Genomic DNA, 15,042 nt, shown 5'->3' with positions numbered 1-15,042 from the left:
CGATCAGGTGGTGCGAAAATGCGTGCACCGGCGGTGGCTCATCGGTCGACGAGGGAGGCTCTGGTGGCATCAGCACGCCAGTCGAAGGAGAAGCGTTCCAAGGGGGAGGCGCGGCCGCGGCGCGCGCGTGACAGCCTCAACCGGGAGGTGATCCTCGCGGCAGCCGAGAAGATCGCTCTGCGCGATGGCCTGGACGCGCTGACCTTCCAGGAGCTCGGAAGCGAGCTCGAGGCCCACCCGACCTCGCTGTACCGCCATTTCAAGGACAAGGACGAGCTGCTTCTCGAACTGGTCGACAGCCTGAGAGGCCGTTCCTACGGCGGCACCGTCACGCCCACCGACGACTGGCGCGCCGACCTGCGCAACATCGCCCAGCGGGTACGCGAGCACTACCTCCGCTACGCGCCGTTCGCCCAGCAGATGGTCATGCGCACCACGCGACGGCCCACGGAATTCTCCAGCGTCGACTTCACCCTGGACGCTGTTCGGCGGGCCGGAGTCGATGACGAGGAGGTGGCGCTCGTGCAGCGCGCGTTCGGCAGTTTCGTGCGTTCCGTGGCGAGCCTGGAGGCGGCCGTCCATGCGCTCGACCCAGAGGTGTGGCGCAGGGACGAACTCGCCTGGCAGGTGGAGTACCGGCAGCTCGACGCCGACACGTACCCCGCTATCGCCCACTATGCTGACCGGCTCCCCAGCCTCGGCGGCCCGTCCGCCTTCGACCTCGGCCTGGAGATGATGCTCGACGCGATCGAGGTGCGCGCCGAACGGTCACGAGCGCGTCAGCGTGTCGATCAGAGCGGCGACGAGTCGCGCCCGGTCGGCGAGTGAGGCCAGGTCGACCCACTCGTGCTCCGCGTGGGCGCCGTCCCCCAGCGGGCCGAGGCCGTCTAGCGTGGGGATTCCCAGCGCGCCGGTGAAGTTGGCGTCGGACGCTCCCCCTACCGCGACCTCTTCGGGATCGGGCAGTCCGAGGCGCGCCGCGGCCTTGCGGGCCGCCGCGTACAGTTCCCGGGAGCTCGCGGGCTCCAGCGGCGGACGGTTGACCTCGCCGTCGACCCGGACCACCGCTCCCGGGACGGTCGGGGCGAGCGCGTGCATGTGCTCGTCAACGCGTGCCAACTCCGCCGGCTCCCAGGCGCGGACGTCCACGCGCAGGTGCGCGTGCGCGGGCACGGTGTTCGTGGCGGTGCCCGCGCGCGCGACCGTCGGGGTGACCGTCGTACCACGCTCGGGGTCGGCCAGCTCCGACACGGCCACTACCTGCGCGGCGAGTTCGAGCAGCGCGTTGACCCCGCGCTCCGGCTCCAGTCCCGCGTGGGCCGCCTTGCCGGTGATGTCCACACTGTAGAACGACCCGCCCTTGCGGGCCGTCTTGAGCGCTCCTGCCTGGCTGGGCTCCAGTACGAGTACGGCGCCGCAGGCACCGGCCATGTCTTCGACCAGCGCCCGCGAGGTCGCGGAGCCGATCTCCTCGTCGCCGGTGATCAGGATGCTCACCGAGGCGGGGTCGCGGCACTCGGCGAGCGCGGCGAACGCCGTGACCAGCCCTGCCTTCATGTCGAAAACACCCGGACCATACGCGCGACCGCCTTCGGCGCGGAACGGACGGCGGGTGATCGTGCCGAGCGGCCACACCGTATCGGCATGGCCGAGCAGCAGCACCCCGCCCTCTGCGGGCGCACGCCACAGCATGTGCGGAGTCCCGCCTACCGCGACGATCTCCGCCGGCCTGCCGAGCAGCGGCTCCCCCCAAGATCGCATCAGGGCATAACACCGCTCCAGCCCCTCGGCGTGACCGGATGGCGACTCAACGGCCACCAGGGCGGAGAGGCGCTCGCACAGCAAGGCATGATCCATGGCCAGAACTGTAGTCATGGGCATTGACTATCTCAAGGGCTAAGGGCATGACTTTCTGAGGGGCGGGGCAGACCGGCATGACAGCCAGCCACTTCGCTCCCGCGGATCGGGCCTTCCTGGCCGCCCTCCTGACATCGGTGCCCCGGCGAGGTCCTGCGCCGGCTGCGACTCCTCTGCGTCCGGACACCATCCTGCGCTTTGAACTGCACGGATGGCATCATCGGCAGGCACACTGTCGACGGTGCGGGACGCGTGTCGTTCGCCAGGGCGAGTTTTGCTTGACCGAGACTGTGCTCTCGCCTTCGATCACGCGGACTCGCAGATGCAGAGTTGAAGCGGCGAGTTCACGGCAAACGATCGACCGGACCAGTCGCCGAAGCGCTCGACGAGCCGAAGGCCGCCGAGCGAGACGAGCAGCGGCAGCTCCTGCGGGAAGATGCTCCTGATTTCGAGCGGTGCGACGACGAAGTCAGGCTCGGAGTCAGTCGAGAGGTGCCACGTTCCGCGTGTGACTTGCGCGGACGCATCGTAGATCTCGGCGACATCGACGCTGACGTTGCCACGGTCAGGATCCATGAACGACAACGACTCCCGGGTGCGCCGCACGCCGTCGGCTTCGGCAAGCAGGCGCACGCTCGGGTTGAACACATCGAAGACGAACCGTGCTCCAGGCGCCAGGTGTCTTCGGACCGACCGAAAGCAGCTCACCAGATCCTCAGCCTCATGCAGATGCAGCAGGGAATTGGCTGTGATGAACACGAAGTCGAATGTGCGGCCCAGATCGAAGGCCCGCATGTCGCCCTGCGTCCATTCCACCGCCACATCGCGCTCGTTCGCCTTACGCTGAGCCTCTGCCAGCATGTCTGACGAGAAGTCCAGGCCGACGCACGGATGCCCGTCGGACGCGATGGGGATCAGCTTGTGCCCGGTGCCGCACCCGAGTTCCAACACGCGCCCGCCTTGCCGATTGGCGTCGGCCCGGTAGAAGTCGACCGCGGGCCCGCCGCCCGGGAACATCAGGTCGTACAGCCTCGCGTGCGAGTAGAACGCTTCACTCATCAAGCGCCTCCTCTTTTCCGACTTATCCGCAGCTGGCCGTGGTGGCCTGCTGATTCAAGCGTGTGTGCCACAGCCGCGACAACAGCCTTACCGTCGTCTGCGCCAACCTCGGCTCCGCCGCGGTGATGACCCGCCACACCAAGATCACAAGCTGATCGTTGGCTTTTGCTGGAAGCTACGGGCGGGCCTGGAGGGATGCGGTCATCGTCGGCGAGCTTGTGCGGCACGGTGTCGAGGTCGTCGAACACGTGCAGTTCCGGGGGCTGTGTGATCGCCCTCGGGCTTCGGCCGGGCCTCCGGATCCGACCCCAAGATCAAGGACAAGCTGGGACGGTGTTCACCGGCGGCATCAACATCGGCCCGTACGAGGCGGCCAAGCACATCGCCGGCGTCACATCACCCTGAGGAAGCTGAACGCCGCGATCGTCGATGTGGTCAATGCCTTGTCAAGACCTGGGGGGACGGCACCCAGGTGGACACCTACATCGATGACTGGAAGCTGATCGACAAGCACTGGACCGAACTGATGCAGGTGGCGATCTCCACAAGCGAGGGCCGGTTGAGCTCGGTCACACTAATGCGGCGGCTGCGGTCCAACTCCCGCAAGAACCGCATCCACAAGGTCTTCCGTGAGGTCGGGCGCACCGTCGCACTGCTGCGGTATCTGGCCGACCCGGCGCTACGGCGCGGGTCACCGCGGCGACCAACAAAGTCGAGTCCTACAGCGGGTTCTTCAGGTGGCTGGGCTTCGGCGCGTACGCCACCGACGAACTACGTCATCGGCCGGATCCGTTCGACCCCCTGCTGAAGGAGGCCGACTTCACCGAGGCCGACCTGGCAGCCTGACACCGCTCCCGCCACTGCGGCCCCGAGTTCTGATCCCGGCATGTGCTTCCTCACGATCAGCGGCCTGGACCGCGCGGCCGATCCCGGCCGAAGCGACGCGTCTGCCGACGCTCAGGGACGCGGGCTCGCGCTCGTCGGCTCTTTCTGGCGGGCGAGGAGCCCGGAGACGGTCGCCTCTACCGTCCGGCGCATCACCTCGGTGAAGTCGAGTCGCATGGCGGCCAATGCCGGGTCGGAGGCGTAGGCGGCCAGCATCGCCTCTGATGGCCGGTCGCAGGGCCAGGCCGCGGTGGCCATCAGCAGGGTCACTTCCACCACCCGGGGCGCGCCGTGGACGCCGAGTTCGGGCACGTGCCGCAGGACCAGCTGGACCAGCGCCTGCATGGAGCTTTTGGCGGCGTACTTGTGCTGGATGGCGACCTCGGTGGAGATGTTGTGCTCCAGCACAGCGGCCTGCGCGCTGATCAGGTCGCACAGCACCGGCCGCTGCGCCATCGACTCGGCCAGAATCTCGGCCAGCCGGTCACCGCGCTCTCGCGGCGTGCCCTCGCCGGGCTGAAACGACCGCTCCAGCTCGGCGATCCAGTCCTGGACTTCGGCGTCCAGTAGCTGGAGCAGGACCGCCTCGCGCGAGTCGAAGTAGCGCAGCACATTGACCTTGGCCAGGCCGACGCGCCGGCTCAGTTCGTTCAGGCTCAGCTTCGCGACCGGCATCTCGGCCAGCATCGCGGCCGCGGTCTCCAAGATCTGCCGACGTCGTTCGGTCCGCTGCTCCTCATTGCGGGCGCGCTTGAAGTTCACGACCCCATCTTACATACCGCTGGTATTTTGCGAAGATACCGATGGTGCGTTATCTTGGAGAGACAAGAAACCGGCAGTACTTAAGAGGTGCGTCATGTACCAGGTTCCTCGCCAGCAGGGAAAGCTCGCCGTGGTGACCGGCGCGAACAGCGGAACCGGCAAGGCGGCCGCGACCAAGCTGGCCGCGGCCGGCGCGCGGGTGATCATGGCGGTGCGTACTGTCGCCAAGGGCGAGCAGGCGCGCGCCGAGATCCTCAGCGCCCACCCGGCAGCAGACGTGGAGGTGCGGCGGATCGACCTGGCCGACCTGGCCTCGGTCAAGGAGTTCGCCGACGGCCTCATCGCCGACGGGCGCCCGGTCGACATCCTGCTCAACAACGCCGGGGTCATGTTCCCCCCGGTGCGGCACGAGACCGTCGACGGGTTCGAGCTGCAGTTGGGCAGCAACTTCCTCGGCCCGTTCGCCCTGACCGTGCGGCTGCTGCCGCTGTTGCTGAAAGCGCCCGGCCCGCGCGTGGTGACCATGAGCAGCGGCATGGCCGCCCGCGGCGAGATCGACTTCGGCGATCTGAACTGGGAGAAGAGCTATGACCCGACCGGGGCGTACGGGCGTTCGAAGCTGGCGGACCTGCTGCTGAGCCGGCACCTGGCCCGCCTCGCGACCGAGCGTGGCTGGCCGCTGCTGTCAGCCGCGGCGCATCCCGGTAACGCGGCCACCAACATCGCCGCCTCCGGCCCGAGGCTCGGGGGAGACCCGAGCCTGCTGTTCCGCATCGCGTGGAAGCTCACCCCGCAGCACAGCGCGCAGGCCGGTGCCGACCCGATGCTGTACGCCGCGACCGCGCCCGGCGTGACCCAGGGCGCCTACTACGGCCCCCGCTGGGGGCTGGTCGGTGCCCCTGCCATCGCGCGGCCCACGAAGAAGGGCCTCGACCGCGACGTCGCCGCCCGATTGTGGGCCGCGGCCGAGCGCCTGACCGGCGCCGCCCTGCCCGCAGACCTCTGATCATCCACAAGCGAAAGGCACCACCAGAAAATGTCATCCCTCTTCGGCAAGGTGGCCCTCATCACCGGCGGCAGCAAGGGCACCGGCCTGGGCATCGCCAAGGCCTACGTCAAGCAAGGCGTGGCCGTCGCGATCACCGGCCGCAACGCCGACGCCCTGGCCCAAGCCAAGGCCGAGCTGGAAGCAGTCGTCCTCGACGCCCGTGTGCTCGCGTTCACCGCGGACAACAAGGACCACGAGGCCGCCGCGCGGGTCGTCTCCCAGGCCGTCGAGGAGTTCGGGCGGCTGGACATTCTCATCAACAACGCCCAGGAGTTCCGCACGGGAATCGCTCTGGAGGACCTGAGCTGGGACGACATGATCTCCACTTACGAGTCCGGCGTGTTCGCGACCTGGCGGTTCATGACGGCCGCGCTGCCGCACCTGAAGGAGACCGAGGGCACCGTCATCAACATGGGCTCCGGTGCCGGCGTGCAGTCGGTTCCCCGCCACGGCGCCTACGGCTCCAACAAAGAGGCCATCCGTGGCCTGTCTCGCATCGCGGCCCGCGAGTGGGGCCAGTACAAGATCACCATCAACGTGATCAACCCCTACGTCACCTCCGCCGAATCCGCGCGCTACGAGCGCGAGTACCCCGACGTCATCGCCGACATCCTGAAGGGCATCGCCCTCGGCCGCATTGGCGACGCCGAGCAGAACGTCGGCAGCCTCTGCGTCTACCTCGCCAAGCCCGAAGGCAAGTACATGACCGGCTCGACGTTCGACGTCGACGGCGGCGCCTTCATCCGCCCCTGACCCACCCACGACCACCGCACGTACCGAACACATGACCCTGAAGGAACGCACCACATCATGACCGACCAGCTCAACATCCCGTTCACCAAGGAGAGCACCGCCGACGACGTCATCGCCGGTGTGGACCTGACCGGCAAACGCGCCATCGTCACCGGCGCCTCCTCCGGCCTGGGCGCCGAGACCGCGCGCGCCCTCGCCTCCGCCGGCGCGGACGTGACCCTCGCGGTCCGCAACCTCCACGCCGGCCGGCAGGCCGCCGCGGACATCACCGCGAAGACCGGCAACGCGAGCGTGTACGCCCGCAAGCTCGACCTGGACGACCGTGCCGGCATCGGCGCGTTCGTCGCCGCCTGGCAGGGGCCGCTGCACATCCTGGTCGACAACGCCGGGATCATGGCGCTGCCCGAGCTGACCCGCACCCCACAGGGGTGGGAGCAGCAGTTCGCGACCAATCACCTCGGCCACTTCGCCCTCACCACAGGCCTGCATGACGCCCTCGCCGCGGCCGGCGGCGCCCGCGTCGTCGTGGTCAGCTCGGCCACCCATCAGGCGTCCGGGATCGTCTTCGACGACATCCACTACGACAACCGCCCCTACGACCCGTGGCAGGCATACGGGCAGTCCAAGACCGCGAACATCCTCTTCGCGCTCGAGGCCGCCAAGCGATGGGCCGACGACAAGATCACGGTGAACGCGATCGAGCCCGGCGCGATCTACGACACCGGCCTGCTGCGGCACGTCGAGATCACTCCCGAGTTCCAGCAGGTCGTCGACGCCACGCCGTGGAAGACGGTCGAGCAGGGCGCCGCCACCCAGACCCTGCTCGCGGCCTCCCCGCTGCTGGAGGGCGTCACCGGCGGCTACTTCGCCGATTCCAACGTCATCGAGAAGTCCGAGACGAACCCGAACGGCCTCGCCCCGCACGCCGCCGACCCCGACGCCGCCGCCCGCCTGTGGGAGCTGTCGCAGAAGCTGCTCGACCAGCAGTGACCCCCGGCCCGGAGGCGGCACGTTCGTTTCCCACCGCCTCCGGGCGTGCCCCGCAGCGCACGACCCCGACACCGATGGGCCACCATCGTGGCCAGCAGGAGACCCGATGCAACCACAAGGAAGCGTGAAAACCGGATCCGACGCCGTCCGCGACGCATTCGCCGAAGCGCTCGGCAACGGCGACGAGGTGGGCGCCGCGATCGCCCTGGACGTCGACGGCGAGACCGTCATCGACCTGTGGGGCGGCCACCGCGACCCCGAGCGCACCTCCCCCTGGACCGGCGACACCATCGTCAACGTCTTCTCCACCACCAAGATCGTCACCGCGCTCGCCGTCCTGGTCCTCGCCGACCGCGGCACCATCGACCTCGACGCGCCGGTGGCCACCTACTGGCCCGAGTTCGCCGAAAACGGCAAGGACGGCATCCTCGTACGGCACATCCTGGGCCACACCTCCGGCGTCTCCGCCTGGGAACAACCCATCACCATCACCGACGTCTACGACCTGCCGACCTCCACCGCCCGGCTGGCCGGCCAGGCACCCTGGTGGACTCCCGGGAGCGCGGCCGGATACCACGCGGTCACCCAGGGACACCTGCTCGGTGAGATCATCCGCCGCGTCGACGGGCGGTCCCTGACCCGATTCGTCACCGAGGAACTCGCCGCGCCGCTTCGCGCCGACGTGCAGATCGGCGCCCGCGAAGGCGACTGGCACCGCACGGCTCCCGTCATCCCACCACCGCCGATCCAGTTCGACCTGGCGGCCATCGACACGACCGGCATCGGGTTCCGGACGATGACCGGCCCCACCCCCGACGCGGAACTGGTGAACACCCCGCAGTGGCGACAGGCCGAGATCGGCGCCGCCAACGGCCACACCAACGCCAAAGCCCTCGTCACCCTCCTGCGCGCCATCGCCCTGGGCGGCACCGCCGACGGCGTCAAGGTCCTCTCGCAGCCCACCATCGAGCGCATCTTCGACGTCCAGGCCGACGGCCCGGACCTCGTGAACGGTGCCGTCATGCGCTGGGGCATCGGCTTCGGCCTCACCCCCGTGGCCACGTTCCCATGGCTGCCCGACGGCAAGGTCTGCTGGTGGGGCGGCTGGGGCGGATCCATCGCCGTCATCGACCCTCGACCGGCGAGCCACCTTCAGCTACACCCCGAACAAGATGGGGGGCGGTGGTCTGACCGGGTTCGAGAATGCCGGACGGTACCTCACCGCCGCCTACGACGCCCTGTAGCCGTCGTACCCCATCGCGGGCCGCCGGTCCGCACCGCCACACCCTCCACGTTCAACCCGCAACCAACGCGTCGACTCATGGCGGCACGGCGCCCGGTCCCGGCCCGGCGGCCGGCCGTCGGGGACATCTGCCCGCACACCGGCCGCGCCCGGCTCGGTTACGACCGCGCCCGCGTCCTGCTCGAGTAGTACGCCGGCCTCGTTCTCGTACTTGGTCCGGCCCCCACCATGCGGCGGTGCCGCACCGTAAGGCAGGGCACCGCAGCGGGTGGCCAGGTCAGTCGAGCTTGACGGAGCCGCCCGTGCCCGGTGTGTTCAACTGCGCGCTCGTCCGGCCGGTGAGCTCCTCGAGCGAGACGCTGCGCCGCGACCCGTCCTGGAGGATTGTCGTGACGCCCGTGACGCCGCCCCGACGTGAGGCGTTCTCGCGCTCCTCCGTCGTCGGCGCGTCCGGCCACCAGGCCGCGAAGTAGCCGCCGGTGACGGTCGCGGTCACGCTGCCTTTCGCCTCCGTGGAGAGCTCCAGACCCACCACACCGGCACCGACCCTGCCGGTCACGATACGCACGCTCTCCTCGCTCGAGCTCACGACCGAGCCGAGGGCGGCCCGCGCCGACCCCGCGGGAACCGGCGGAAGCGGCTGCGCGCCGGGCCCCGGCGTGCTGCCGTGCATGCCGACGAGGTCGCCATCGCGGAGCAGGCACCTGATCTCGGCCAGATGGCTGCTGTCGTCGTTGACGTAGACGAGCGTCCATGGCCCCCGGCCCTCGGTCACTACGGGCCGGAAGTCGAGCTTGCGCTCAGTCGTACGCCCGGCGGTGTCCTGGGCTTTGTCGAGGCACTTCTCCTGGGCCTCGGCGGCCCGGTCACCGCTCACTGTGTGCGGCGTCGCGGTCCACGCTGCCATCGCCGTGCCGCCGCCGAACACGCCAGGCAGCAGCAACGCCGCCGCGATGCCGGCAGCCACACCTCCGCTCACCATGGTGAGCCGCCGGGCAGTGAGCACGCGAGGGCTGCTGGTCGTCGGTGCGTGCGCGCCCATCGGGTCGGTGGCCACCACCCGGGCCAGCAGGGAACGAGCCTTGGGGTCGGTGCCGGTGTCCAGGTTGGCCGGGGTGACAGCGGGGTCGAGGTCGCGCAGGGTGCGGTCGAGGATGTCGTTCATCGCGTGCTCCGAGAGTCGGCGGTGGCGGTCGCCACGGGCTGGGTTTTCGTAGTGGGAGCCGCGTCAGCGTGGCGCCGCAAGGCACGCCGAGCCCGGGTGAGCCGAAGCCGGAACGCGACGGGGGAAATACCGAGCACCCGCGCGGCATGCGGGGCCGTGAGTCCATCCCACACGGCCAAGGCGATCGCCTCCTGGTGGAGCGGACTGAGCCGCCGCCACGCCTGGACGAGGTCGAGCCGACGCGCCACCAGCTCGGGGTCCAGCCCGGCCACCGCGGTGCCGGTCAGCTGGCCGTCGGCGATGCGGACGGTGAGCGCCTGCCGCCGCTGATCAGCCCGCAACCCGTTGCGGAGAGTGCGGTGCGCGACGCCGAACAGCCAAGCCCGCGCCTCATCCACCGCCAGCGGCACGTCGTCCAGGCGCCGCCAAGCGACGAGGAACACGTCGGCGACTACGTCCTCGGCGTGAGAGGGGTGGACGCGACGCTCGACGAACCGCAGCAACGCGGCATACGTCTGCTCGTAGAGATGGCCGAAGCGCTGGGTGCGCTCCGGCGGCTCGGTGTCAGTGACGTTCATGCCTGGGTCATGTCCGGCAGGCCCGCAGGTGTGTCGCGAACCGTCACGACGAGGCGTCGGCCGCTGCCTCCCCCGAGCTCTCGCCGGTGAGGTCGCGCGCCGCCCCGCCCGCGAGCGCCGCGCCACCCAGGGGATCGCCGTGCCAGGTGTCCAGGCCCCAGCCGCCGTCCGCCTGACCCGAGAGCACAGCCATCCCCGTGGTGCCGATCCGCCGTTCGGCACCAGCCTCCGGGTCGGCCCCGGCCGACAGCGTCGACCACACCCGGATCGCCATGACGCTCGCAGACGGCCCGCACCGCCGCGACGTATCGCCCCACGCCCGCGTGCCCGTCAGGGCCGCCCGGCACGAGCCGGCCGCAGACCACCGTGCATCCAGGCCGCGAGACGCTCGCGACAGCCGCGCTGGTCGAGGCCGGTGGTCGGCTGTGCCATCCTCCTGCTCCCAGCCCCCGAAGATCATGGTCACCGACAACTGATGCGCTGAGCACAGCGTAAACACCGCGACCAGATCCGGGAACGCCTGCACGCCGTTTCGGAAACCGATACTCGGTCACGCGCGTGTCTGAGGTTCGACCTGCCGCCCTCGCTCTGTAACGCTCGGCGGTGCGTCCTGCCCATTGGTCCTGTGGGCGTGCAGGGGAGTTCGGTCATGCGTGCAGCCGACTTTGGACACCGACATCCGGACACCTTGGCGACCAGCGGCAACATCGTCCGGCAGTGTCAGTACGGGTGCGGCCGGCTCGGTACGAACTGGCGCAGGCGAGCCTCACTCCGCTGGAGGCCGGCCGAGATCCAAACGCAACGGCGTCGGTGCCGTGACGGGTCTGCCGGTGGGTTGCTGGACGAGTCCTATGACGTCATGTGGATGTCTGGCCACCAGAGGGGAGCGCGCGCGGGAGATGGCGGGGACGCCCCAGGATGCGTGAATGCCTCGTGCTCCCGCTCGGCGGGCGCACTGGAGGTCTACATCGGCGTCACCGACATAGATCGCGTCGGTGACGGTCACGCCGAGGAGGTGGCAGGCGAGTTCCAGCCCCTCGGGTGCGGGTTTGGGCCGGCCGATCTCGTCGCCGCACACCAGCACCGTGAACAGCCCGGCCAGGCCCGCGACGGCGAGCATGAGCGTGGTGGCGCGGCGGGTGGCACTGGTGAAGACGCCGAGTGGATGGCCGGCCCGGCTGAGAGCGCCGATCATGTCGGCCACGCCGGGGAAGGGACGGACGGCCGTGGCCGCGACCTCCAGGTGGCGGTAGAAAGACTCCAGGTCCTCGGCCGAGGTCGGGCGGCCGAGGAAGTGGGCCAGCACCACGGGAGTCGACCCCAGGTGCCAGGCGGCGACCACGTCCTCCGGTGTGACGGTGGGGCCGCCGAGGGCGCGGATCGTGTCGGCGTACGCAGTGGGCACCGACCTCATAGTGTCGACCAGTGTGCCGTCGAGGTCGAACACGACGGCGGTCGCGCGCGTGCCCGATGCCCCGGTCATGCGAGGTCCCTGTCCCGGCCTGGCACCCCGGGAAGCGCACGACGATCGCCGCGCGTGGTGGGGGCGCTGACGACCAGAAAGCGCGGCTCTCCCGCTGAGATGTTGTTCATCTGGTGCAGCGTGCCGGTAGCGATCTCGACGCCGACGCCGACGGGAAGACTCACGTCGCCGACGGGGGTGCGCATGGTCGCCTCGCCGTCCAGGACGTAAGCGTGCCGGCCTCGGCCTCGGCCAGGCTGCCCAGCACGGGCACGTCCAGCACCGCCACCGCCGGGGTGGCCGCCACTTGGGCGCCGGCCGTGGCCAGGGCGCCGTTCGCGCCCAGGCCGATCCAGGCGAGGGCGGTCATCGCCCGTCCCCCGGATGTGCCTGCAGCCAGGCCATGACCTGGCCGGCGTGCTGGTCCGGCGGGAACACGGGATAGAAGACGTGCTCGATTGCACCGTCGCGGACGATCATGGTCAGGCGGCGGTACAGGATCATGCCGTCGGCCTCGAACGTCGGCAGCTTAAGCACATCGCGCACTGCGAACCCCGGGTCCGCCAGCATGCGGAACGGCAGGCGCAGACGATCGACCAGCTCGCGCTGGTACTCGCCGGACTGCGACGACAGCCCGAACACCCGGGCCGCCCCGGCCTCGCGCAACTCCTCGTGGTGGTCGCGGAACCCGCACGCCTCGGGCGTGCAGCCCCGTGCCCCTGGGATGGCGTCCCAGCCGTCCGGCAGGTCCACTCCCGGCCTGCCGGTCAGCGGATAGAGGTACAGCACCGTCCGCCCAGCGCCCAGCGCGGCCAGGTCGACCATCGTGCCATCGGTGGCCGGCAGCGGCAGCGCGGGCAGCGACCGTCCCACAAGATGCGCCGCGGCACCGTCATCCTCTGGCTCCACCAGGAGCACAGCGGCATTGGCCGCGCTGACCGAAGCGGCCTTCCGAGTTGGCATCGCCCGGCCGGCCGCAGCCTCCAGATGGGCGGCCAGCGCGTCGCGCCGCCGCACCAGCCGCTCAATTCGCTTCGACATCTGATCGACCACATGACGGTAGGCCGCCAGCGACGCCGGGCACTCGTCGCCGGAGGCGTGTCCGCCGGCCAGGCACTCCACGAACGGCCTGGTCTCCGCCACCGACAGCCCCAGGCTGGTGAGCTCCTTGATCTCTTCCACCTGCCGGACGGCCACCGGATCGTATTGCCGATAACCGTTGGCCAACCGTTGCGGCACCACCAACCCGGCCTTCTCGTAATATCGCAAGGCCCGTACCGTCACGTTGGTCCGGCGGGCGAGCTCTCCCACTAGCACGCCCTCACGTTAAACCCATACCCAAAGGTACAGGTCAACCGATCAGGGGCCTCCGCCGGCAGCGCCACCGCGTACACCCCCCGGGCAATCCTCGGCCGGTTCCTCGCCACAGGTCCCGTGTTCGGCCGGGATCTCCTTGACCACCTGCTCAGCCACGCGCAACCGGTCGAGACGCCGGGTGATCCCGCGCAACGACCTGCTCACCTCGGTGGCAGGGCTGGGGTCGTGGCCGTCCCAGCAGCTTGATGCGCCCGCTCAGTTGTCGAAGGCCCGTACCGCGGCGGCGATCGGCTCGAGCCCCGCGGCCAGCTCGTCGAGCTCGTCCGCACTGAGCACGTCGTACGCCGGCGCGGCCAGCTCGTCGGTGAGCGCCTCGATCCGCTGCTTGGTCTCCCGGCCGGCGTCGGTGAACCCGCCGGCGGCGTCCACGAGGCCGCGGTCGCGCAGCCCGTCGACCACGGCGGTCAGCCGCGCCTTGGGCAGGTGGTGGATCCGGCCGAACTCCTCCGCCCTCATTCCGAGGGAAACAGCCATGAGGACGTGGGCCTCGGTGCCGCCGATGCCGTGGGCGAGAAGGGCGGCGTTGTGGCCGTCCCCGCGGTGCTCCCGCAGCAGCGTCGCCGCGTGCCAGAGCCTGGCCACCGGCTCCTCGGGCACGTCGAGCGCCCGCAGCCCGGCGTACAGTGGCCGGCCCTCGGTCGGCGCGCTGACCGCTGCTCGGGTGGCGAGGTCGGCGGCCCGCACCAGACCGGGCGAGTCGGCGAGCTCTCCGATCATTTGCCGCAGGGCGGCGGTGCTGCCCCGTTCGCGCACGGTGATCGCCTCCTGCGGGGTGATCTTTCCCCACACCCAGGGGATGTGGCGTGCCACCTCGCCGTCGGCGAAGTTGTAGAAGACCGCGTGTACCACCGCGGCCGGTGCCGGCCCCAGCGGTGCGGCCCGGCCCGCGAAGTATCCGTCCCAGTAGTTGCGCATGCCGAGGGCCAGGAACGCCTCGTTCGCCACCTCGGAGAAGGTGACGGTGGCGATCGGCTCGACGAGCTCGAACATGCGGTGGATCTTGGGCTGTGGGTGCTGCTGCATCGGTCGGCATCTCCCTGGTCGTGACGGCTGGTCGTGACAGCGCCCTCGTGGGCGACCGTTCACCCTGGCTACGAACGACGCGGCCCAGATCCGACAACTCCGGTCGATAATTTCCGGTCGATTCTGCCGGGCAGCGTCGGGGTGTCGGGGCATGACAACCCATGCAGCCGGGTGGCCTCGACGGCTGCGACGCGGCCGGCGAACACCCGGTGCGCCTTGCGCTCAGCCGGGCCGGCGCTGCCGGCAGCGGCGGCACTTTGCTCCAGCACGGCACGGTGAAGCTCCATACGGACCGAATAGCCGGGGCCGCGGCGGATGCTCCGTCCTGAGACGAGGGCCAGGCGGACGACCTCGTCCCCAGCGATGCGCAGGAGATCGGCGAGTCGTCCGGGCACGTCGAGGACCACGTCCACCTGTGGGGCGAGCGCGTCGTCCAGCTCGCCGGGGCGGCCCAGGGTCCTCCCGGCCGCCTCGGCAGCAGCGACACCTTCGCGCGTGCTCTCGCTGATCATGTCGCCCTGGAACTCCAGCACGGCCGCCAGGACCGGAGACCGTCATCTTGGTGCCGGCGTCGTCGTCGGCCAGGTCGATGCCGGAGAGCAGCCTGGATTCGACTGCCACCGGCCGAGGCGCTTGGCCGGTGGCAGGCCGAACGCGACCCCGCCGGGCGCAGAGCTGGAGGCCGGCGATGACCGGGCCGGACTACGCGGTGGCCCAGTAGCGGCCCCACGCAAGGTGCTGGACCACACTGGTCCTTCAGCAGCAGGCGCCGAAAACAACGCCTAGCTGCGTCGGCGCTGGTAGAGAGGTAGGTACTCGCGGATCTTGCGGCGCACGTGC

Annotated in this window: 17 protein-coding genes; 6 read left to right on the top strand and 11 right to left on the bottom strand. The window is 70.1% G+C overall.

Going from position 1 to position 15,042, the window contains the following annotated elements:
* Positions 1–63: 63 nt before the first annotated feature.
* A complete protein-coding gene (locus ABZS69_RS42610) occupies positions 64–828 on the top strand; it encodes a TetR/AcrR family transcriptional regulator (RefSeq protein ID WP_355382610.1) in 765 nt (254 codons plus the stop codon).
* Here ABZS69_RS42610 and ABZS69_RS42605 read toward each other — a convergent pair.
* Together ABZS69_RS42605 and ABZS69_RS42600 are read right to left on the bottom strand one after the other, a co-directional pair.
* Positions 769–1,857 (bottom strand): M20 family metallopeptidase, encoded by a 1,089-nt coding sequence (locus ABZS69_RS42605; protein ID WP_355382607.1) that lies wholly within the window; start codon positions 1,855–1,857, stop codon positions 769–771. The two genes, ABZS69_RS42610 and ABZS69_RS42605, sit on opposite strands and share 60 nt — an antisense overlap.
* 306 nt (positions 1,858–2,163) lie before the next feature.
* Positions 2,164–2,916 carry a class I SAM-dependent methyltransferase gene (locus tag ABZS69_RS42600; protein ID WP_355382604.1) on the bottom strand — a complete coding sequence of 251 codons (753 nt, stop codon included), beginning with the start codon at positions 2,914–2,916 and terminating at the stop codon, positions 2,164–2,166.
* A gap of 472 nt (positions 2,917–3,388) precedes the next feature.
* Here ABZS69_RS42600 and ABZS69_RS42595 point away from each other — a divergent pair, with 472 nt between their 5' ends.
* On the top strand, positions 3,389–3,724 hold the full coding sequence (locus ABZS69_RS42595; protein ID WP_355382601.1) for a Tn3 family transposase: 336 nt from the start codon (positions 3,389–3,391) through the stop codon (positions 3,722–3,724).
* A 149-nt stretch (positions 3,725–3,873) separates the two neighbouring features.
* Here the strand turns inward: ABZS69_RS42595 and ABZS69_RS42590 are convergent, their stop codons facing one another.
* Positions 3,874–4,563: a TetR family transcriptional regulator gene (locus ABZS69_RS42590; RefSeq protein ID WP_355382598.1), complete on the bottom strand. Its 690-nt coding sequence runs from the start codon at positions 4,561–4,563 to the stop codon at positions 3,874–3,876.
* 94 nt (positions 4,564–4,657) lie between these two features.
* On the opposite strand from ABZS69_RS42590, the gene ABZS69_RS42585 reads away from it, so the two are divergent.
* From ABZS69_RS42585 to ABZS69_RS42570, 4 genes are all read left to right on the top strand, one after another.
* On the top strand, positions 4,658–5,569 hold the full coding sequence (locus ABZS69_RS42585; RefSeq protein WP_355382595.1) for an SDR family oxidoreductase: 912 nt from the start codon (positions 4,658–4,660) through the stop codon (positions 5,567–5,569).
* Between the two features lie 30 nt (positions 5,570–5,599).
* On the top strand, positions 5,600–6,364 hold the full coding sequence (locus tag ABZS69_RS42580) for an SDR family oxidoreductase (RefSeq protein WP_355382592.1): 765 nt from the start codon (positions 5,600–5,602) through the stop codon (positions 6,362–6,364).
* Positions 6,365–6,421: 57 nt separating this feature from the next.
* A complete protein-coding gene (locus ABZS69_RS42575) occupies positions 6,422–7,354 on the top strand; it encodes an SDR family NAD(P)-dependent oxidoreductase (protein WP_355382589.1) in 933 nt (310 codons plus the stop codon).
* A 124-nt stretch (positions 7,355–7,478) separates the two neighbouring features.
* Complete coding sequence (locus ABZS69_RS42570; protein WP_355382586.1) at positions 7,479–8,786, top strand: serine hydrolase domain-containing protein; 1,308 nt, start codon at positions 7,479–7,481, stop codon at positions 8,784–8,786.
* 88 nt (positions 8,787–8,874) lie between these two features.
* Here ABZS69_RS42570 and ABZS69_RS42565 read toward each other — a convergent pair whose 3' ends face one another.
* From ABZS69_RS42565 to ABZS69_RS42530, 8 genes are all read right to left on the bottom strand, one after another.
* Positions 8,875–9,762: a hypothetical protein gene (locus tag ABZS69_RS42565; protein WP_355382583.1), complete on the bottom strand. Its 888-nt coding sequence runs from the start codon at positions 9,760–9,762 to the stop codon at positions 8,875–8,877.
* Positions 9,759–10,340, bottom strand: coding sequence for a sigma-70 family RNA polymerase sigma factor (locus ABZS69_RS42560; protein ID WP_355382580.1), 582 nt, complete (start codon positions 10,338–10,340; stop codon positions 9,759–9,761). Before ABZS69_RS42560 ends, ABZS69_RS42565 begins: the two co-directional genes overlap by 4 nt.
* Before the next feature lie 43 nt (positions 10,341–10,383).
* Positions 10,384–10,614: a hypothetical protein gene (locus ABZS69_RS42555; RefSeq protein WP_355382577.1), complete on the bottom strand. Its 231-nt coding sequence runs from the start codon at positions 10,612–10,614 to the stop codon at positions 10,384–10,386.
* 492 nt (positions 10,615–11,106) lie between these two features.
* Positions 11,107–11,823, bottom strand: a complete 717-nt coding sequence (locus ABZS69_RS42550) for an HAD family hydrolase (protein ID WP_355382574.1) — start codon at positions 11,821–11,823, stop codon at positions 11,107–11,109.
* A 160-nt stretch (positions 11,824–11,983) separates the two neighbouring features.
* Positions 11,984–12,172: a hypothetical protein gene (locus ABZS69_RS42545; protein ID WP_355382571.1), complete on the bottom strand. Its 189-nt coding sequence runs from the start codon at positions 12,170–12,172 to the stop codon at positions 11,984–11,986.
* Positions 12,169–13,119 carry a MerR family transcriptional regulator gene (locus tag ABZS69_RS42540; protein WP_355382568.1) on the bottom strand — a complete coding sequence of 317 codons (951 nt, stop codon included), beginning with the start codon at positions 13,117–13,119 and terminating at the stop codon, positions 12,169–12,171. The genes ABZS69_RS42545 and ABZS69_RS42540 overlap by 4 nt, the downstream gene beginning before the upstream one ends.
* A 255-nt stretch (positions 13,120–13,374) precedes the next feature.
* A complete protein-coding gene (locus ABZS69_RS42535; protein ID WP_355382565.1) occupies positions 13,375–14,202 on the bottom strand; it encodes a helix-turn-helix domain-containing protein in 828 nt (275 codons plus the stop codon).
* A 68-nt stretch (positions 14,203–14,270) separates the two neighbouring features.
* Complete coding sequence (locus tag ABZS69_RS42530) at positions 14,271–14,735, bottom strand: hypothetical protein (protein WP_355382562.1); 465 nt, start codon at positions 14,733–14,735, stop codon at positions 14,271–14,273.
* Positions 14,736–15,042: the final 307 nt, after the last annotated feature.

It is taken from the genome of Nonomuraea sp. NPDC005650 (genome assembly GCF_040605375.1).
Classification (GTDB): domain Bacteria; phylum Actinomycetota; class Actinomycetes; order Streptosporangiales; family Streptosporangiaceae; genus Nonomuraea.
The sequence above is the reverse complement of the archived record's forward strand: the minus strand, read 5'-3'. Positions and strand labels throughout refer to the sequence as shown.